12 protein-coding genes and 1 tRNA gene are annotated in these 17806 nt (G+C 68.7%); 6 read left to right on the top strand and 7 right to left on the bottom strand.

Annotated features, from left to right (window positions below; genetic code table 11):
• Positions 1-9: 9 nt before the first annotated feature.
• From livG to CFE50_RS09370, 4 genes are all read right to left on the bottom strand, one after another.
• A complete protein-coding gene (livG, locus tag CFE50_RS09385) occupies positions 10-777 on the bottom strand; it encodes a high-affinity branched-chain amino acid ABC transporter ATP-binding protein LivG (protein ID WP_278387384.1) in 768 nt (255 codons plus the stop codon).
• Entirely contained in the window at positions 774-2030 is a 1257-nt protein-coding gene (locus tag CFE50_RS09380; RefSeq protein ID WP_286732939.1) for a high-affinity branched-chain amino acid ABC transporter permease LivM, read from the bottom strand. Before CFE50_RS09380 ends, livG begins: the two co-directional genes overlap by 4 nt.
• Positions 2027-2950 (bottom strand): high-affinity branched-chain amino acid ABC transporter permease LivH, encoded by a 924-nt coding sequence (gene livH, locus CFE50_RS09375; RefSeq protein ID WP_007159571.1) that lies wholly within the window; start codon positions 2948-2950, stop codon positions 2027-2029. The genes CFE50_RS09380 and livH overlap by 4 nt, the downstream gene beginning before the upstream one ends.
• 114 nt (positions 2951-3064) lie before the next feature.
• Complete coding sequence (locus CFE50_RS09370; RefSeq protein WP_286732935.1) at positions 3065-4186, bottom strand: branched-chain amino acid ABC transporter substrate-binding protein; 1122 nt, start codon at positions 4184-4186, stop codon at positions 3065-3067.
• A gap of 214 nt (positions 4187-4400) precedes the next feature.
• On the opposite strand from CFE50_RS09370, the gene CFE50_RS09365 reads away from it, so the two are divergent.
• Complete coding sequence (locus CFE50_RS09365) at positions 4401-4718, top strand: DUF2288 domain-containing protein (protein WP_241807666.1); 318 nt, start codon at positions 4401-4403, stop codon at positions 4716-4718.
• Between the two features lie 47 nt (positions 4719-4765).
• On the opposite strand, the gene CFE50_RS09360 is transcribed toward CFE50_RS09365, so the two are convergent.
• Entirely contained in the window at positions 4766-5752 is a 987-nt protein-coding gene (locus tag CFE50_RS09360; RefSeq protein ID WP_286732931.1) for an aldo/keto reductase, read from the bottom strand.
• Between the two features lie 110 nt (positions 5753-5862).
• Here CFE50_RS09360 and CFE50_RS09355 point away from each other — a divergent pair, with 110 nt between their 5' ends.
• From CFE50_RS09355 to CFE50_RS09345, 3 genes are all read left to right on the top strand, one after another.
• A complete protein-coding gene (locus CFE50_RS09355) occupies positions 5863-6750 on the top strand; it encodes a LysR family transcriptional regulator (protein WP_286732929.1) in 888 nt (295 codons plus the stop codon).
• Positions 6751-6839: 89 nt separating this feature from the next.
• Positions 6840-8753: a selenocysteine-specific translation elongation factor gene (gene selB, locus CFE50_RS09350; RefSeq protein WP_286732928.1), complete on the top strand. Its 1914-nt coding sequence runs from the start codon at positions 6840-6842 to the stop codon at positions 8751-8753.
• A gap of 9 nt (positions 8754-8762) precedes the next feature.
• A tRNA-Sec gene (locus CFE50_RS09345) sits at positions 8763-8858 on the top strand.
• A gap of 10 nt (positions 8859-8868) precedes the next feature.
• Here CFE50_RS09345 and CFE50_RS09340 read toward each other — a convergent pair.
• Positions 8869-9879 carry a hypothetical protein gene (locus tag CFE50_RS09340; protein ID WP_286732927.1) on the bottom strand — a complete coding sequence of 337 codons (1011 nt, stop codon included), beginning with the start codon at positions 9877-9879 and terminating at the stop codon, positions 8869-8871.
• 145 nt (positions 9880-10024) lie between these two features.
• Between CFE50_RS09340 and CFE50_RS09335 the strand changes: the two genes are divergently transcribed.
• Positions 10025-10633: a TetR/AcrR family transcriptional regulator gene (locus CFE50_RS09335; protein ID WP_267398170.1), complete on the top strand. Its 609-nt coding sequence runs from the start codon at positions 10025-10027 to the stop codon at positions 10631-10633.
• 9 nt (positions 10634-10642) lie between these two features.
• Here CFE50_RS09335 and CFE50_RS09330 read toward each other — a convergent pair whose 3' ends face one another.
• Positions 10643-14674, bottom strand: coding sequence for a bifunctional nitrate reductase/sulfite reductase flavoprotein subunit alpha (locus CFE50_RS09330; protein ID WP_286732924.1), 4032 nt, complete (start codon positions 14672-14674; stop codon positions 10643-10645).
• A 581-nt stretch (positions 14675-15255) separates the two neighbouring features.
• Here CFE50_RS09330 and nirB point away from each other — a divergent pair.
• Entirely contained in the window at positions 15256-17805 is a 2550-nt protein-coding gene (gene nirB / locus CFE50_RS09325) for a nitrite reductase large subunit NirB (RefSeq protein WP_286732923.1), read from the top strand.
• Position 17806: the final 1 nt, after the last annotated feature.

Below are 17806 nucleotides of genomic sequence, written 5' to 3'. Positions count from 1 at the left end.
AGGTCTCCATCAGGATTCGCCCAGGTAGGCCTTGATCACGTCGGGGTTGTTGCGGATCTGCTCCGGCGTCCCGTCGGCCAGGGGGGTACCCTGGTTGATCACCACGATGTGGTCGGAAATGCTCATTACCAGGTGCATGTCGTGCTCGATCAAGAGCACGGTGACGCCGTGCTCGGCGCGCAGCAGGGCGATGAGCGCCTTGAGGTCCTCGGTCTCGCGCGGGTTGAGGCCGGCGGCCGGCTCGTCGAGCATGAGGATCTGCGGGCGGGTCATCATGCAGCGGGCGATTTCCAGGCGGCGCTGCTGACCGTAGGCGAGGTTGCCGGCGTTACGGTTGGCGAACTCGGTGAGGTTGACCTGCTCCAGCCAGAAGCGCGCGTAGTCCATGGCCTCGGCTTCGCTCTTGCGAAAGGCCGGGGTCTTGAACAGCCCGGCCAGGAAGCCGGTATTGAGGTGGCGATGCTGGGCCACCAGCAGGTTTTCCACCGCGGTCATTTCCTTGAACAGGCGGACGTTCTGGAAGGTGCGCACCACGCCCTTGCGGGCGATCTTGTGCCCGGGCAGGCCCTGGATGGCCTCGCCGCGCAGGAGGATCTGGCCGCCACTGGGCCGGTAGAAGCCGGTCAGACAGTTGAACACCGTGGTCTTGCCGGCGCCGTTGGGACCGATCAGCGAGACCACCTGGCCCTGTTCCACGCGGATGTTGACGCCGTTGACGGCCAGCAGGCCGCCGAACCTCATGGACAGGCCGGAGACATCGAGAAGGGCTTGGCTCATTTGCGCAACTCCAGGTGCGGGCGTTGCATCGGGAGCAGGCCTTGCGGACGCCAGATCATCATCACGACCATCAGCAGGCCGAACATCAACATGCGGTATTCGCTGAATTCACGCATCAGCTCCGGCAAGAGGATCATCACGATGGCCGCGAGGATCACGCCGAGCTGGGACCCCATGCCGCCCAGCACCACGATGGCCAGGATGATGGCCGATTCGATGAAGGTGAAGGATTCCGGCGACACCAGGCCCTGGCGGGCGGCGAAGAAGCTGCCGGCGAAACCGGCGAAACAGGCGCCCAGGGTAAAGGCCGAGAGCTTGATCAGCGTGGGATTCAGACCCAGGGCGCGGCAGGCGATCTCGTCTTCGCGCAGGGCTTCCCAGGCGCGACCGATGGGCATGCGCAGGAGGCGATTGATCACGAACAGGGTCAGCAGCACCAGCAGCAGGGCGATCAGGTAGAGGAAGATCACCTTGTATTCGGAGTTGTAGGGGATGCCGAAGTACTCGTGGAAGGGCGTCATGCCCTCGGGTGCGCGGCGCTCGAAGGTCAGGCCGAACAGGGTCGGCTTGTCGATGCCACTGATGCCGTTGGGGCCGCCGGTCCATTCGGTGAGGTTGCGCAAGAGGATGCGGATGATCTCGCCGAAGCCCAGGGTGACGATGGCCAGGTAGTCGCCGCGCAGGCGCAGCACCGGGAAGCCGAGCAGGAAGCCGAACAGCGCCGCCATCAGCCCCGCCAGCGGCAGGCAGACCCAGAAGTCCAGGCCATAGTAGTGGGAGAGCATGGCGTAGGTGTAGGCGCCGACGGCATAGAAGCCGACGTAGCCCAGGTCGAGCAGACCGGCCAGGCCCACCACGATGTTCAGGCCGAGGCCGAGCATCACGTAGATCAGGATCAGGGTGGCGATGTCCACCGCGCCGCGCGAGCCATAGAAGGGCCACACCAGGGCGACCAGCACCAGGCCGAGGATCACCCAGCGCTGGGTCTTGGGTTCGGTCAGCTTGGTGCCCAGGCCGGTGGCCGGCAACGGCAGGCCGCCGCTGCGGCGCCAGCCGGCGGTGACCTGGTCGCGCACCAGTTGCCAGACGAACATCAGCACCGCGGCCAGGGCCACGATCCAGAGGGTGCGCGGCGTGGCGCCGTGCACTTCGAGGTTGACGCCCACCGTCTCCAGCTTGAGGCCGAGGATGGGGTAGGCGACGGCCAGCACCAGCAGGGCGCTGAAAAAGGCGGTTCGCAAACGGGCACTCATACCTTTTCCACCTCCGGGCGACCAAGGATGCCGGTGGGGCGGAACAGCAGCACCAGCACCAGCAGGCTGAAGGCCACTACGTCCTTGTACTGGTCACCGAAGACGTCGGCGCCAAAGGCCTCGGCCACGCCCAGCACCAGGCCGCCGAGCATGGCGCCGGGGATGCTGCCGATGCCGCCGAGCACGGCGGCGGTGAAGGCCTTGATGCCGGCCAGGAAACCCAGGCTCGGGTTGATCACGCCGTACTGGATGCCCAGCAGCACCGCGGCCACGGCGGCCAGAGTGGCGCCGATGACAAAGGTCAGGGCGATGATGCCATTGGTGTTGATGCCTAGCAGATTGGCCATCTTGATGTCCTCGGCGCAGGCGCGGCAGGCGCGGCCCAGGCGGGAGCGGGAGATGAACCAGGTCAGGCCGAACATGGTGAGCAGGGTGACGATGAAGATCAGCACCTGCACATAGGAGATCACCACGCCGTTCATGGCGTCGGTGCCGATGATGAAGTTGCCCGGCAGCAGGTTGGGGATCGACTTGTCCTTGGAGTCCTGGGCCAGCAGCACCCAGTTCTGCAGGAAGATCGACATGCCGATCGCCGAGATCAGCGGGATCAGCCGGTTACCGCCGCGCAGGGGGCGATAGGCGATGCGTTCGATGCTGTAGCCGTAGGCACTGGCGATGATGATGCTGGCGCCGAAGGCGGCGAGCATGACGATGGGCAGGCTGTGGATGCCCAGCATGGCCAGGCCGGCGATGGCGATGAAAGCCACGTAGGAGCCGATCATGTACACCTCGCCATGGGCGAAGTTGATCATGCCGATGATGCCGTAGACCATGGTGTAGCCGATGGCGATCAGGGCATAGGTGCTGCCGACCGTGAGGCCGTTCACCAGCTGTTGCAGGTAGTGGTAGAACTCGGGCATGGGTGTCTCCAGGGGACCCAAGTGCACTTCTGGTGCAGGTCCCAGGCCTCGGATGGAGGCGGATAAACGAAGCCCACCGCCGTTGGCGGTGGGCTCCGGTGTTACAGGCAGGGCTTACTTGGCTTCAGTCTTGGTGCCGTCGGCGTGCCATTCGTAGACCACGAACTCGAAGTTCTTCAGGTCGCCTTTTTCGTCGAACGCCAGCTCGCCGGTGGGGGTGTTGAAGGTGTTGCTGCGCAGCGCCTTGGCCACGTCCTCGGGCTTCTCGTCGCCCGCCTTGGCGATGCCTTCGGCGATGACCTGCACGGCGGCGTAGGAGGGGAACACGAAGGGACCGCTCGGATCCTGCTTCTTGTCCTTGAACGCCTGCACCAGGGCCTGGTTCTTGGGATCCTGGTCGAAGGTGCGCGGCAGGGTGACCAGCAGGCCTTCGGAGGCCTTGCCGGCGATGGCGGAGATGGAGCTGTTGCCCACGCCTTCCGGACCCATGAACTTGGCGGTCAGGCCCTTCTCGGCCGCCTGACGCAGGATCAGGCCCAGCTCGGGGTGGTAGCCGCCGTAGTAGACGAAGTCGACGTTGGCCTGCTTGAGCTTGGCGATCAGCGAGGAGAAGTCCTTGTCGCCGGAGTTGATGCCCTCGAACATGGCGACTTTGACGCCGGCCTTGTCCAGGGTCTGCTTGACCGCGGTTGCGATGCCTTCGCCGTACTGCTGCTTGTCGTGGATGACCGCGACGATCTTCGGCTTGACGTGCTCGACGATGAACTTGCCGGCGGTCGGGCCCTGCATGTTGTCCAGGCCGATGGTGCGGAAGATCAGCTTGTAGCCGCGGTTGGTGATGTCGGGGCTGGTGGCCGCCGGGGTCACCATCAGGATGCCTTCGTCTTCGTAGATGTCGGAGGCCGGCTGGGTGGAGCTGGAGCAGAGGTGGCCGACGACGAACTTGACGCCATCGTTGACGATCTTGTTGGCAACCGCCACGGCCTGCTTGGGATCGCAGGCGTCGTCGTAGATCACGCCTTCGAGTTGCTTGCCCTTGACGCCGCCTGCCTTGTTGATCTGCTCGATGGCCATCTGGGCACCAATGAACTCCATGTCACCGTACTGGGCGACCGGACCGGTCTTGGGGCCGGCCAGGCCGATCTTCAGGGTGTCGGCTGCCAGGGTGTGGCTGGCCATGCCGGCCAGGGCCAGGGCCGCGACCAAGCGGGAGAAACGCAGAGTTGCCTTTTTCATGAGTGCTCCACTCGGAATGCTTTTATTAATGAGGCAGTTGGAAGCGAAAATGTGCCAATTTTGTTCTTTATGACGCGCCGCGCAGTTTAATCACCGTCTGTTCGTCTTGGAAAGCTGGCGACGACAACTTGTCGGACTTGTCGACCGTGCGTCCGGGCGCTCGGCAAGCGGGGAGGGCAACGGTAGAATCCGCCCTTTTCGCGAGGCCCGCACCATGACCGATCACGCAACGCGCTACGCCACCCTGCTCGGGCAGACCGCCGCTATCGGCTGGGAAGAATTGCAACCGCATTTTGCGCGGGGCGTGCTGCTGGAAGTGGCGCCCGAGCTGGACCTGATCGAAGCGGCCATCGCCGTGACCCAGGACGATGCCGCCCGGGTGGGACAGTGGCTGCAGCAGGGTCAGCTGGCCAAGGTCGACGAAGAGCGCGCCCGCCGCCGGCTGGAGGCGCCGGAGGTGGCCCTGTGGGCGGTGGTGGTGGCGCCCTGGGTGCTGATGCAGGAGCGTCCGGCCGAGCGCGCGGCGGACTAGCAACGCCAACGGCCCGCGCAAGGCGGGCCGCTGTTGCCGGGGGTGGCTCAGCGTTCGCTGTCGAGATCGCGCAGCTGGTGTTCGCCATAGCGATCGCCGGCCACCGCGCCTGGCGGCAGCAGGCGTTCCAGTTCGGCGCGATCCGCATCGCTCAGCGTCACCTCTAGCGCACCGAGGGATTCGTCGAGCTGAGCGCGGCGGCGGGCTCCGACCAGCGGCACGATGTCGTCGCCCTGGACGGCGACCCAGGCCACCGCCAGCCGGGCCGGGGTGGTGCCGCGGCGTTCGGCGAATTGCTTCAGGCCTTCTACCAGCGCCAGGTTGCGCTCCACGTTGCCCGGCTGGAAGCGCGGACTGAGGGCGCGGAAGTCGCCGCTGCCGGAGGGTTGGCGCCAGTGACCGCTGAGCAGGCCGCGGGAGAGCACACCATAGGCGGTGATGCCGATGCCCAGGTCGCGGCAGGTCGGCAGGATCTCGGCCTCGATGCCGCGCGAGACCAGCGAATACTCGATCTGCAGGTCGCAGACCGGGTGCACCGCGGCCGCCCGCCGCAGGGTCTGGGCGCCCACTTCCGACAGGCCGATGTGGCGGATGTAGCCGGCCTGGACCAGCTCGGCGAGGGCGCCCATGGTGTCCTCGATGGGCACCTGGCGATCCAGCCGCGCCGGGCGATAGATGTCGATGTGGTCCACGCCCAGGCGCTTGAGGCTGTAGGCGACGAAATTCTTGATCGCCACCGGCCGGGCGTCGTAGCCCAGCCACTCGCCGCCCGGACCGCGCAGGGCGCCGAACTTGACGCTGATCAGCGCCTGCTCCCGCCGACCGCGCAGGGCTTCGCCCAGGAGCAGTTCGTTGTGGCCCATGCCATAGAAGTCACCGGTGTCGAACAGGGTGACGCCGCGTTCGAGGGCGGCCTGGACCGTGGCGATGGCCTCGCCACGGTCGGCGGCGCCATAGAGATCGGACATGCCCATGCAGCCCAGACCGAGCGTGGATACCAGCGGGCCCTGCCGGCCCAAGCGACGCTGCTGCATGAGGGATTACTCGTCAGGTGGATGAGGCTTCACTCTAGTCGTCCGGGTGCTGTGCGATAATCCGCTCCTGACACAACGACCTGTTCGCCTAGCCGTACAATGGAGGCGTCTTGAATCTGGATGACCTGGCGGCCTTCGTCGCCGTGGCCGAGGCCCGCAGCTTTCGCGGCGCGGCCTATGTGCGTGGCGTGGCCGCCTCTTCGCTGAGCGATGCGGTGCGGCGGCTGGAGCGGGAACTGGATGTGCGCCTGCTGCACCGCACCACCCGTAGCGTGACGCCCACCGCGGCCGGCCAGCGCCTGCTGGAACGCCTGACCCCGGCCCTGCGCGAGGTGCGGGGCGCACTGGACGCCATCAATGCCGAGGGCGAGAGTCCCGTGGGCAGCCTGAGACTCAATGTGCCCACCATCGTCGCCCGGGTGCTGCTGCCACCGCTGATCGGCCCCTTCCTGGCCCGGCATCCGGGTATCCGCCTGGAAGTGGTGGCCGAGGACCGGCTGATCGACGTGCTCGCCGCCGGTTTCGACGCCGGGGTGCGCTACGACGAGCACCTGGAAGCCGACATGATCAGCGTGCGGCTGGGGCCGGTCACCCAGAGATTCGCCGTGGCCGGAACCCCCGCCTACCTGGAGCAGCATGGCGTACCGGCGCATCCGGCCGACCTGGTCCGGCATTCCTGCATCGGGCATCGCTTCGCCAGTGGCCTGGTGGCGCAGTGGGGCTTCGAGCGCGGCAGCGAGGTCATCAATGTCGCGCCGGGCAGTCGCCTGCTGGCCTCGACACTCGACCTGGAATTGCAGGCCGCCCTCGACGGCGTCGGCCTCATCTATTCCTTCGCCGACTACCTGGCAGCGCCCCTGGCCGACGGCCACCTGGTGGAAGTGCTGGCCGACTGGTCCCCGTCCTTTCCCGGTCCGCGGCTCTATTACGCGGATCGCCGCCAGTTGCCCGCGCCCCTGCGCGCCTTCGTGGCCTTCCTGCGCGAGCGTCACGGCTAGGCGAGCGCGCGGGGCGCCGCTACCCTGAGCGCCAGTCCGCCGCCTGGAGCCGCCATGACGTCCCTGTTCATCCGCCTGGTAACGTCCCCATGATCATCGGCACCGCCGGCCACATCGACCATGGCAAGACCGCGCTGATCCAGGCCCTCACCGGAGTCGCCGGTGACCGCCGCCGTGAAGAGCAGGCGCGTGGCATCACCATCGACCTGGGCTATGTCTATGCCGATCTGGGCGACGGCGGCCTCACCGGCTTCATCGACGTACCCGGCCACGAGCGCTTCGTGCACAACATGCTGGCCGGCGCCAGTGGCCTGGATCTGGCCCTGCTGGTGGTGGCGGCCGACGACGGCGTCATGCCGCAGACCCGCGAGCACCTGGCGATCCTCGAATTGCTCGGTATACCCCGGCTGCTGGTGGCTCTGACCAAGGCCGATCGGGTGGACGCCGAGCGACTGGCCCAGGTGCATCAGGAGGTCAATGCGCTGCTGGCTGCCGGGCCCTTCGCCGGGGCGCCGCTGTATCCGGTGGCCAGCCCCAGCGGCGCCGGCATCCCCGCGCTGCGCGCCGCCCTGCTCGCGGCCCTGGACCAGGTGCGCCAGCGCAACGCCCGCGGCGGCTTTCGCCTGGCGGTGGACCGGGTGTTCAGCGTCGCCGGGGCCGGCGTGGTGGTCACCGGCACCGCCTTTGCCGGCCAGGTCGCCGTTGGCGACGAACTCCTCCTCACCCCGCGCGGCCAGCGCCTGCGGGTGCGGGGACTGCATGCCCAGAATCGCGCCGCGGAAGTCGCCCAGGCCGGTCAACGGGTGTCGCTCAATCTGGCCGGCGAGCGCCTGAGCACCGACAGCCTCGCCCGCGGCGACTGGCTGGTGGCCGAGGCGCTGCACGCGCCCACCACCCGGATCGACGTGGAGCTGCGCCTGCTGCCCGGCGAGGCGCGCAACCTGGCGCACTGGACGCCGGTGCACGTGCACCTCGGCGCCCAGGATCTCACCGGGCGCGTCGCCCTGCTGGAAGGCGACAGTCTCGCCCCGGGTGCCACGGCCCTGGCGCAGCTGGTGCTCAATGCGCCTTTGCACGGGGTGCACGGCGATCGCCTGGTGCTGCGCGACCAGTCCGCCCAGCGCACCCTGGGCGGCGCGCGGCTGCTCGATCCCTTCGCCCCGGCCCGCCATCGCCGCACCCCGCAGCGCCTGGCGCAACTCCAGGCGCTGCGGCAGGGCGCCCTGGAGGAAGCCCTGCCCGAAATCCTGGCCCAGGCCGCGGCTGGCCTCGATCCGCGGCTGCTGGCCCGGCAATTCAACCGCCCCGAAGGCGACTGGCAATTGCCCGCCGACACCCTGAGGGTGGACACGCGGGTCGGTCCGCGGCTGTTCGCGGCGGCGCTGTGGCAGGCGGCGCTCGAGCGCCTGGGCGCGGCGCTGGCCACCTTTCACCAGGAGCAACCCGACGAGCTGGGTCCGGATCGGGATCGCCTGCGCCGCATCGCCGCGCCGGAACTGGAGCGGTCCGTCTATCTGGCGCTGCTGGAGACGGCCCTGGCCGAGGGACGCTTGCAGAGCAGCGGTCCCTGGCTGCACCTGCCCGATCACCGGGTACGCCTGACCGAGGCGGAGGAGGGGCTCAAGGCCCGGCTCTGGCCGCTGCTGGAGGCCCAGCGCTTCGATCCGCCCTGGACCCGCGATCTCGCCAAGAGCCTGGGTCAGCCCGAGGCCGAGGTGCGGCTGTTGCTGCGCAAACTGGCCCGGCTGGGGGAACTGACCCAGGTGGTCAAAGATCTCTTCTATCCCCAGGCGAGTCTGGAAGCCGCGGCCGGCGAGGCATTGCGCCTGGAGCGCGAAGCAGGGATCATTCGCGCCGCGGCCTTTCGCGATGCCCTTGGTATCGGTCGAAAGCGCAGCATCCAGATCCTCGAATGCCTGGATCGCATCGGTTTCACCCGTCGCTTCGGCGACGAGCGCCGGGTCCGCCCGGACAGCGCCTGGGCCCGCGCCGCCGAGGGTTAGCGCAACAGAGGAAGGCAATCACGCCCGGTGGCGTGGCCGGGCTTCAAACCCGGTTGGGGACGGCAGCCGTTCCCGGGTGGGTTCGACTCCCACTGCCTTCCGCCATTTCCTGCGGTCAGTGCCCGTCCAGCGGGTGATGCAGCACCGCGCCCTCCCGTTGCAACTCCTGCAGGAACCAGTCGGCCGCCCAGAGCTGTTCGGGCATATAAAGACCCGCCGGCAGCGGTCTACCGCCCACCAGGCCCAATACCCGCTCCAGCGACAGCACCAGCCCGAGGGCGGTCAGCGAGGCCTGCCCCTGGCTGAACTCCAGCACGGACCGTGCGGTGGTGGTCTGGCCGTCCCTTTCACCGGTCACCCTGACCGCGATCTCGGCCGCCGTTTCCGCGCCCCGCCGGCGGCTGGTGGACTCGCCCATGGCGATGTCGAAGCGGAGTTCCGGCGCGGCGGTGGTGGCCCAGAGACTGAGCAGGTCGATGGAGCCAAAGGCCGTGGCGGCCAGCGTGCGACCGTCCAGCGCCGTGACGCTGCCCTGCAGGTCGGCACCGCTCAGCCAGTGGCGGCGCCCATGGCGGAACGCCAGGGCCGCGGGCGCCGCGCTGTGCACCCGCGCCATGTCCTCCCAGGCCAGGGGACCGGCCGGATCTTCTTCGTCCAGCAAGACCTCCACCCCGATGGCCGCGACCCGGGTGAAGCGGCGGGCGAGATCGAGCGCCAGCGCCAGGGCGGCGCCCGAAGCCCAGTGGCTGGACAGCACCAGGGCATGGGCGCCGGGGCGGTGCATGAACAGAGCGACTTCCGGCCCCAGTTCGGTGACGCCGGTGTTGGCATTGAGATAGGGGATGCCCAGGCGCTGGGCGAGGCGCAGGCCGTGCAGGGCCTGATCCGGTGCCAGCATGATGATGGCCGCGGGAGCGAGGGCGGGATCCAGTCCCAGCCCCGGCTGGTCGAGATCCAGGCCCACTGCCCGGGCCTGGCCGGCGGCCTGGGCGACGTCCTCGGCCGTGGCGAGGTTGCGGCCCCCCACCAGCAGCGGCCAGTCAGGCTGGCGCTGGCGGAACCAGTGGACGGCCTGGCGGCCTACCGTGCCCGAACCGCCGGCAAAGAGTATGGGTTGCAGTGGCATGATGCTGTCCTCGTGGTTGCAGTGCTGAGATCGCGGAGACCGTACCGCCAGCTGGCCAGCAGCTGCTCCCCGCGTTAACCTACCAAGAGTAGGTTCTAAATCAGGATTAACCTACCTTTAGTAGGTTTGCAAGAAGACGTGACCAATGGCAGAGCGATCCATCCCTGAAAAACCGATCTCCGATGGTGCCGCGCGGCGTCTTTCTAAGGCGGCGCGGCGTCAGCAATTGCTGGAAACAGCGCGGCTCATCGTCCGGGAAGAGGGTGCGGATCGCCTGACCCTGGGCTATCTGGCCGTACAGGCAGGCGTTTCCAAGCCGGTCGTCTACGAGCATTTCGGTACCCGCTCGGGACTGCTCATCGAACTCTATCGCTGGCTCGATCTGGCGCAGATGGATGCCTTTCGCCAGGCCATGACGGCCCGGCAGCAGAGCGCCGAAGAGGCCACCGCGGCGCTGGCCGAGGGCTACATCCGTTGCGTGACCGACATGCAGGGCGAGGTCGGCGTGCTGGCGGCGGCCCTGGCAGGGAGTGAGGAAAAGACCGCGGTGTATCAGGAGTTGCTGGAGCACGGCACCCGGATGGTGGCGGCGGTGCTCACGCCGCACAGCACGAGGTCCGCCGCGGAGTTGCAGGTGTCCTGCATCGGCCTGGTCGGCGCCGGCGAGGCTCTGGCCGCGGCCGTGGTGCGCGGGGCGCTGGGCGAGCGTGAGGCCATCGAGGCCTTTACCCGCCTGGTGCGCGCGGTGCTATAGCGACCGGCGCTAGTAGACGTCCTTCAGATAGCGCTTCTGCTCGCTCATGCCGCGCACATAGTCGGCGGCGGCCTCGTCGCTGAGGTGGCCATGGGTCGCCACCACCTGGCGCAGGGCCTGGTCGACGTCCCTGGCCATGCGGCTGGCATCGCCGCAGACATAGACGCGGGCGCCGTCCTGCAGCCAGCGCCAGACCTCGGCGCCGCGTTCGCGCAGGCGATCCTGCACATAGATCTTCTCGGCCTGGTCGCGGGAAAAGGCCAGGCTCAGTTCGCTCAGCAGGCCATCGCGCTGGAAGGCGTCCAGTTCGTCGCGGTAGTAGAAGTCATGGGCGGCGTGCTGTTCGCCAAAGAACAGCCAGTTGCGGCCCCCGTCGCCCCGGGCGCGGCGCTCGTGTAGAAAGCCGCGGAAGGGCGCGATGCCGGTGCCGGGGCCGATCATGATCAGCGGGACGTCGCCCTGGTCTGGCAGGCGGAAGTGACGTGAAGGCTGGATGTGCACCTCGGTGGTGGCGTCCTGCAGGCGGTCGGCGAGAAAGGTGGAGGCCACGCCCTTGCGCTGACCGTAGCGCACCGCCGAGACGGTGAGGTGCACCTGGCCGGCATGGGCCAGGGGGCTGGAGGCGATGGAGTAGAGCCGCGGTTGCAGGCGCTTGAGGCTGCCGAGCAATTCGCTGGCGTCGTGCCGGGCGGGAAAGCGGGCCAGGACGTCGGCCAGTTGCCGGCCCCAGAGCCAGGTCTTGAGTCTCTCCCGGTCGCCCAGCAGGGCGCGGCACTCGGCAGCATCGCTGCGCTCGGCGATCAGCGCCAGGGTCTCGGGGTTGGGACGGGCGATCTCATAGTGTTCGCTCAAGGCCTGGCGCAGCGACAGCTCGCCGACCTTGGCTACCGTGACCGCTTGTTCGCCGTCCAGGCCGGCGAGGGCGAGGACCTCCTCGACCAGTTCCGGGCAGTTGCGCGCCTTCACGCTCAAGGCGTCGCCGGCCTGGTAGGTCAGGGGCTGCGCGGATTCGAAACCGAACAGCCGCACCTCCTTGTTCGATCCGGCACCATTGAGTCTCCGGTTGATGACCAGCCGCGCGGGCACCGCCGTCGGGCGGCCGGTCGTGGTCGGAGGGGCGACGGGCACCTGGGCGGCCTGGGGCGCCAGTTGCCCTTGCAGGGCGGTCAGCCAGGCGTCGGCGGCGTCGAGGCCATCGGCGTCGCAGTCCAGCCGCGGGCAGAGGCGGCGGGCGCCGAGTTCGGCCAGGCGGGCGTCGAGGCGCTGGCCGTGGCCGCAGAACTGCTCATAGGTGGAATCGCCCAGGGCCAGCACGGCGTAGTCCAGCTCGGCGAGGGAGGCATCGAGGCGCCCGAGGCCCTGCCAGAAGGCCTGGCCATTGTCCGGGGCCTCGCCGTCGCCAAAGGTGCTGCTCACCAGCAGGACGCGGCGGACACCGCTCAGGCGTTTCACGGCATAGGCGGCCATGTCGTGCAATTCGACGGTGAGACCGGCCTGGCACAGGCGGGCGACGCAGCGCTCGGCCAGGGCTTCGGCGTTGCCGGTCTGGGAAGCCCAGAGCACCACCAGATCGGCCGGCGCGATAGCGGTCTGGGGCAGGCCGGCGCTCTGGCTTTGCGGCAGGCGGCTGAACAGCCCGGCGAGCAGGCCATCGAGCCAGAGCCGGGTGTCGGCGGCCAGCGGCGCCTGGGCCGGCAGGCAGGGTACGCCCTGGGCGCCACCGTCGCGCAGGCCGTCCATGAAGCCGGCCAGGTAGGTGCGTTCGGCCGCGCTGAGCTGGGGCCGGACCGCGGTGGCGACCCCGGTGAGATCGGCCAGCCGCGCCAGGGCGGGTTGCTGGACGCTCTCGGTGACCGGCTCGTCGGCCGGCAGCTGGCGGTGGGGAATGGTGGCGACCCGGGTCAGGCGCACCGCGCAGACCTTGAGTTCCGGTTGCAGCGAGAGCGGATCGACGGCGTCGCTGGTGACGGCATTGATGGCCAGGTCGCTGCCCTGGACGTCGGCCCAGTGAAAGGGCGCGAAGCAGTTACCGGGCTGGACCCGGTCGCTGACGGTCACCGGCAGCACCGCGCGACCGCGCCGCGAGGTGATTTCCAGGCGATCGCCCGCGCTGAGCCCCAGCGCCTGGGCGTCCTGGGGGTGCACCTCGACGAAGGGCGCCGGATTGAGGCGATTCAGCGCGGCGATCTTGCCGGTCTTGGTGAGCGTATGCCACTGGTGCTGCAGACGCCCGGTGTTGAGCACGAAGGGGTAGTCGGCATCCGGCAATTCCGCCGGGTCCAGGTGCGGGCGAGCGAAGAATTGCGCCTTGCCGCTGGGGGTGGCGAAGTTGAGCGCGGTGGGTTCGCCGGTTTCATCCAGGCGCAGGGTCTGGCTGCGGCCGTCGTTGCGATAGCGGATCGGCTGGCGCGGATCGCTCTCCTCGCTGGGGCAGGGCCATTGCAGCGGCGTCTCGCGCAGCCGGGCATGGCTGGCGCCGCGGAGGTCGTAGCCGGTCTGGGGGTTGTGGAACTGCCTGATCTCGTCGAACACCTCGGCGGCCGAGGCGTAGGTGAAGTGTTCGCCATAGCCCAGGGCGCAGGCCACGTCGGCGATGATTTGCCAGTCGGCGCGGGCCGCGCCGGGCGGGTTGACGGCCTGGGGGGCCAGGGTCAGGTTGCGCTCGGAGTTGATCATCACCCCGTCGGCCTCGGCCCAGAGCGCGCCGGGCAGGAGGATGTCGGCGTAGCGGTTGGTCTCGGTGTCGAGAAAGGCGTCCTGGGTGATCACCAGTTCGGCGGCCTGCAGCCCGCGGATGACGGTCTCGCGATTGGCCACGCTGGCCACCGGATTGGTGCAGATGATCCAGCAGGCCTTCACGGTGCCGGCGGCCAGGTCCTCGAACAGGGCGACGGTGCCCTGGCCCAGGCGGGTGTGCAGGGTGCCTTGCGGAATCCGCCAGGCGCGTTCGACGAAGGCGCGGTCGGCGGCGGACAGCAGGCTGCGCTGGCCGGGCAGGCCGGGCCCCATGTAGCCCATCTCGCGCCCGCCCATGGCATTGGGCTGGCCGGTCAGGGAGAAGGGGCCGCTGCCGGGGCGGCAGATCTTGCCGGTGGCCAGGTGCAGGTTGCACAGGGCGTTGGTGCTCCAGGTGCCGTGGGTGCTCTGGTTCAGGCCCATGGTCCAGAGACTGGTCCATTCACCGGCCTCGCCGATCCAGCGCGCCGCGGTGCGGATGTCCGCCTCGGCCAGCCCCGTCCCGGCGGCCACGCGCGCCGGGCTGTAGTCGGCGAGAAAGGCGGGCATGTCCGCCCAGCCCTCGGTATGGGCGGCGATGAAGGCGTCGTCCAGATAGCCCTCGACGTGCAAGAGGTGCAAGAGGCCGTTGAGCAGCAGCAGATCGGTGCCCGGACGCAGTTGCAGGAAGAGATCGGCCTTCTCGGCGGTGGCGGTGCGCCGGGGATCGACGACGATCAGCCGGGCGCCGCGCTTGACTCGGTCCAGCAAGCGCAGGAAGAGGATGGGATGGCAGTCGGCCATGTTGGCGCCGCTGACCAGGAAGAGGTCGGCGCGGTCGAGGTCGTCATAGGAGCCGGGCGGACCGTCGGCGCCAAGGGACAGCTTGTAGCCGGTGCCGGCACTGGCCATGCACAGGCGGGAGTTGGATTCGAGCTGGTTGGTGCCGATGAAGCCCCGCGCCAGCTTGCTCGCCAGGTACTGGGCCTCCAGGGACATCTGCCCGGAGACATAGAAGGCGATGGCATCGGGTCCGTCGCGGTCGAGGATGGCGCGCAGGCGCTCGGCGGTGGCGGCGATGGCCTGCTCCAGCCCGGTCTGCACCGGTTCGTGGGAGCGGTCGTGGCGGACATAGGCCTGCTCCATGCGCCCGCTGTCCACCAGCGCCTGGTGGCTGGTGCTGCCCTTGGTGCAGAGCCGGCCGCGGTTGGCGGGGTGGTCGCGATCGCCGCTGACCTTGGTGACCCGACCGTCTTCCACCTGCATGACGATCCCGCAGCCGACGCCGCAGTAGGGGCAGACGCTCTTGAGGTGGGTAGTGGTCATGGCAAGGATCCTTCGAAAACCAGAAAGCGAAAAGGCGCCGGTCGCGCTCCCCGGAGGGAGGCGAACACGGCGCCTTTGTCGTGAAGGGGGCGATCGGCGTTGACCGCTCCATGCCAGGGATTTAGCAAGGCCCGCGCCAGCTTGGTCCGGTGCGCGCGGGGAGCGCATGACTGCTGGCCTGGCAGGGTGCCCATGGCGCCTGGCGAGGTCGCAGCCCTGGCGGTCGAGATGCGCCGGGACAGGGCAGGCTGGCCCCGCCTTGCACCGTTGTGGTTCCAGTCGGCAGCCGTCCGGACCGGCGCCGGCAAGCCGCTTGGCGGGCTGCAGGCCGCGCCAGTGGCCGATCTGCGGGCGAGCCGAGCAAACTGGCACAACCGATGCAGAAGCTCTGGCGGACCCGCCCATTCGGGTCGCCCGGTCGATCAACGGCGATCGACAGCCACTGCAGGCGACGGGCACGGAGCAGAGCCAAGGGCTCCTCCCTACTAGAACAGGCAAAGGCGCCTGAGACCGCAAGGTTTCAGGCGCCTTTTTATTTGCCGCGAATCAACCTGATTGGCCTCGGCCGGGGGATAGCCTCCATGAACAGCATCGTGACCCGCAAAGAACGCCTGATCGTCGTCGGCAACGGCATGGTCGGCCATCACCTCGTCGAGCAGCTGCTGGCGGCCGGCGCCCTGGACCACTACGAGATCCATGTCTTCGGCGAAGAGCGCCAGCGCGCCTATGACCGGGTCCATCTCTCCGAGTACTTCGCCGGTCGCGATGCCGAATCCCTGGCCATGAGCGAAGCCGGCCTCTATGCCGTGCCCGGCCTGGTGCTGCACCTGGGCTGCGCGGTGACCGCCATCGACCGCGAACAGCGCGAGGTGCTGACGCCCGAGGGCGCCTTTGGCTACGACCGCCTGGTGCTGGCCACCGGTTCCTATCCCTTCGTGCCGCCCATCGAGGGCGCCGAAGGGGATTCGCGCCTGGTCTATCGCACCCTGGACGACCTGGACACCATCCGCCTGGCCGCCGCCCGCGCGCGCCGCGGCGTGGTGGTGGGCGGTGGCCTGCTCGGCCTGGAGGCGGCCAATGCGCTGAAATCCCTGGGCCTGGAGGCCCATGTGGTGGAATTCGCCCCGCGGTTGATGCCGGTACAGCTGGACGACCTCGGCGGCGCCGCGCTCAGGCAGCGCATCGAAGACCTGGGCGTGGGCGTGCACCTGTCCAAGGCCACCCAGAACATCACCGCCGGCAGCGAGTACCGCTACCGCATGAACTTCGCCGGCGAGGATTTCCTCGAGACCGACCTGATCCTGTTTTCCGCCGGCATCCGCCCCCAGGACGCCCTGGCCCGCAGCTGCGGCCTGGAACTCGGCGCCCGCGGCGGGGTGGCCGTGGACAACGGCTGCCTGACCAGCGATCCCTTCATCCATGCCATCGGCGAGTGCGCCGCCTGGAACGGCAGCATCTTCGGCCTGGTCGCCCCGGGCTACCAGATGGCGCGCCTGGTGGCCGCCACCCTCTGCCACGGCCAGGCCACGCCCTTCACCGGCGCCGACATGTCCACCAAGCTCAAGCTGCTGGGCGTGGACGTGGGCTCCATCGGCGATGCCCACGGCGCCACACCCGGGGCGCGCAGCTATCGCTACATCGACGAAGCCAGCGCCAGCTACCGCCGCCTGGTGGTGTCCGCCGATGGCAAACACGTCCTCGGCGCCGTGCTGGTGGGTGACAACAGCTACTACGACACCCTGCTGCAATACGCCCAGAACGGCATCCCGCTGCCCCAGGATCCGGCCAGCCTGATCATGCCGGTGGGCGAGGGCGCCCCGACCCTGGGCGCCGATGCCCTGCCGGCCACGGCTACCCTCTGCTCCTGCCACAACGTCACCAAGGGCGCGGTCTGCGCCGCCATCGACGCCGGCTGCACCGACCTCGCCGGCATCAAGAGCTGCACCAAGGCCGCCACCGGGTGCGGCGGCTGCGCGGCGCTGGTCAAGCAGGTCTTCGAGCACGAGCTGATCGCCCGCGGCGTCGAGGTCGACAAGAGTCTCTGCGAGCACTTCGCCCATACCCGCCAGGAGCTCTATCACCTGGTGCGGGTGGAAGGCATCCAGAGTTTCGACGAGCTCCTGGCGCGCCACGGCCGCGGCCACCATGGTTGCGACATCTGCAAGCCGGCGGTGGCCAACGTCCTGGCCTCCTGCTGGAACGCGCCCATCACCGATCCGCACCTGGTGCCGCTGCAGGACACCAACGACACCTTCATGGCCAACATGCAGAAGAACGGTACCTACTCGGTGGTGCCGCGCATCCCGGGCGGCGAGATCAGCCCGGAAGGCCTGATCGCCATCGGCCAGGTGGCGAAGAAATACGACCTCTACACCAAGATCACCGGCGGCCAGCGCATCGACCTCTTCGGCGCCCAGCTGCACGAATTGCCGGACATCTGGGGCGAGCTGATCGCCGCCGGCTTCGAGACCGGCCATGCCTACGGCAAGTCGACCCGCACGGTGAAGAGCTGCGTCGGCAGTACCTGGTGCCGCTACGGGGTGCAGGACAGCGTCAAGATGGCGCTGGACATCGAGCACCGCTACAAGGGCCTGCGTGCCCCGCACAAGCTCAAGTTCGCGGTCAGCGGCTGCACCCGCGAGTGCGCCGAGGCGCAGAGCAAGGACATCGGCGTGATCGCCACCGAGAACGGCTGGAATCTCTATGTCTGCGGCAACGGCGGCATGCGCCCGCGCCACGCCGAGTTGTTCGCCACCGATCTGGATGACGCAACCCTGATCCGCTACATCGACCGCCTGCTGATGTTCTACATCCGCACCGCCGACCGCCTGCAGCGCACCTCGGTGTGGCGCGAGTCCCTGGAGGGCGGGCTGGATTACCTCAAGCAGGTGATCATCGACGACAGCCTGGGCCTGGGCGCCGAGCTGGAAGCCCAGATGCAGCTGGTGGTGGATCGCTACGAATGCGAATGGGCCAACGCCCTGAACGACCCGGACAAGCTCAAGCGCTTCCGTACCTTCGTCAACCAGCGCGGCAGCGACCCCGACATCCATTTCGTCAAGGAGCGCGGCCAGCGTCGGCCGGCCCGCCACCACGAACTGCACCTGATCAACCTGACCGAGGAGGCCTGAC

Origin of the sequence: Pseudomonas sp. PGPPP4 (assembly GCF_002256045.1) — a bacterium.
GTDB classification, from domain to species: Bacteria; Pseudomonadota; Gammaproteobacteria; order Pseudomonadales; family Pseudomonadaceae; genus Chryseomonas; species Chryseomonas oryzihabitans.
This window is presented reverse-complemented; position numbering and strand designations above follow the sequence as displayed.

What these genes read in the sequence shown, in the direction of transcription:
- CFE50_RS09380 (WP_286732939.1), bottom strand. Translation starts at nt 2,030, where the DNA reads ATGAGTGCCCGTTTGCGAACCGCCTTTTTCAGCGCCCTGCTGGTGCTG.
- CFE50_RS09360 (WP_286732931.1), bottom strand. Translation starts at nt 5,752, where the DNA reads ATGCAGCAGCGTCGCTTGGGCCGGCAGGGCCCGCTGGTATCCACGCTC.
- CFE50_RS09330 (WP_286732924.1), bottom strand. Translation starts at nt 14,674, where the DNA reads ATGACCACTACCCACCTCAAGAGCGTCTGCCCCTACTGCGGCGTCGGC.
- nirB (WP_286732923.1), top strand. Translation starts at nt 15,256, where the DNA reads ATGAACAGCATCGTGACCCGCAAAGAACGCCTGATCGTCGTCGGCAAC.
- CFE50_RS09370 (WP_286732935.1), bottom strand. Translation starts at nt 4,186, where the DNA reads ATGAAAAAGGCAACTCTGCGTTTCTCCCGCTTGGTCGCGGCCCTGGCC.
- CFE50_RS09335 (WP_267398170.1), top strand. Translation starts at nt 10,025, where the DNA reads ATGGCAGAGCGATCCATCCCTGAAAAACCGATCTCCGATGGTGCCGCG.
- CFE50_RS09340 (WP_286732927.1), bottom strand. Translation starts at nt 9,879, where the DNA reads ATGCCACTGCAACCCATACTCTTTGCCGGCGGTTCGGGCACGGTAGGC.
- selB (WP_286732928.1), top strand. Translation starts at nt 6,840, where the DNA reads ATGATCATCGGCACCGCCGGCCACATCGACCATGGCAAGACCGCGCTG.
- livG (WP_278387384.1), bottom strand. Translation starts at nt 777, where the DNA reads ATGAGCCAAGCCCTTCTCGATGTCTCCGGCCTGTCCATGAGGTTCGGC.
- CFE50_RS09365 (WP_241807666.1), top strand. Translation starts at nt 4,401, where the DNA reads ATGACCGATCACGCAACGCGCTACGCCACCCTGCTCGGGCAGACCGCC.
- livH (WP_007159571.1), bottom strand. Translation starts at nt 2,950, where the DNA reads ATGCCCGAGTTCTACCACTACCTGCAACAGCTGGTGAACGGCCTCACG.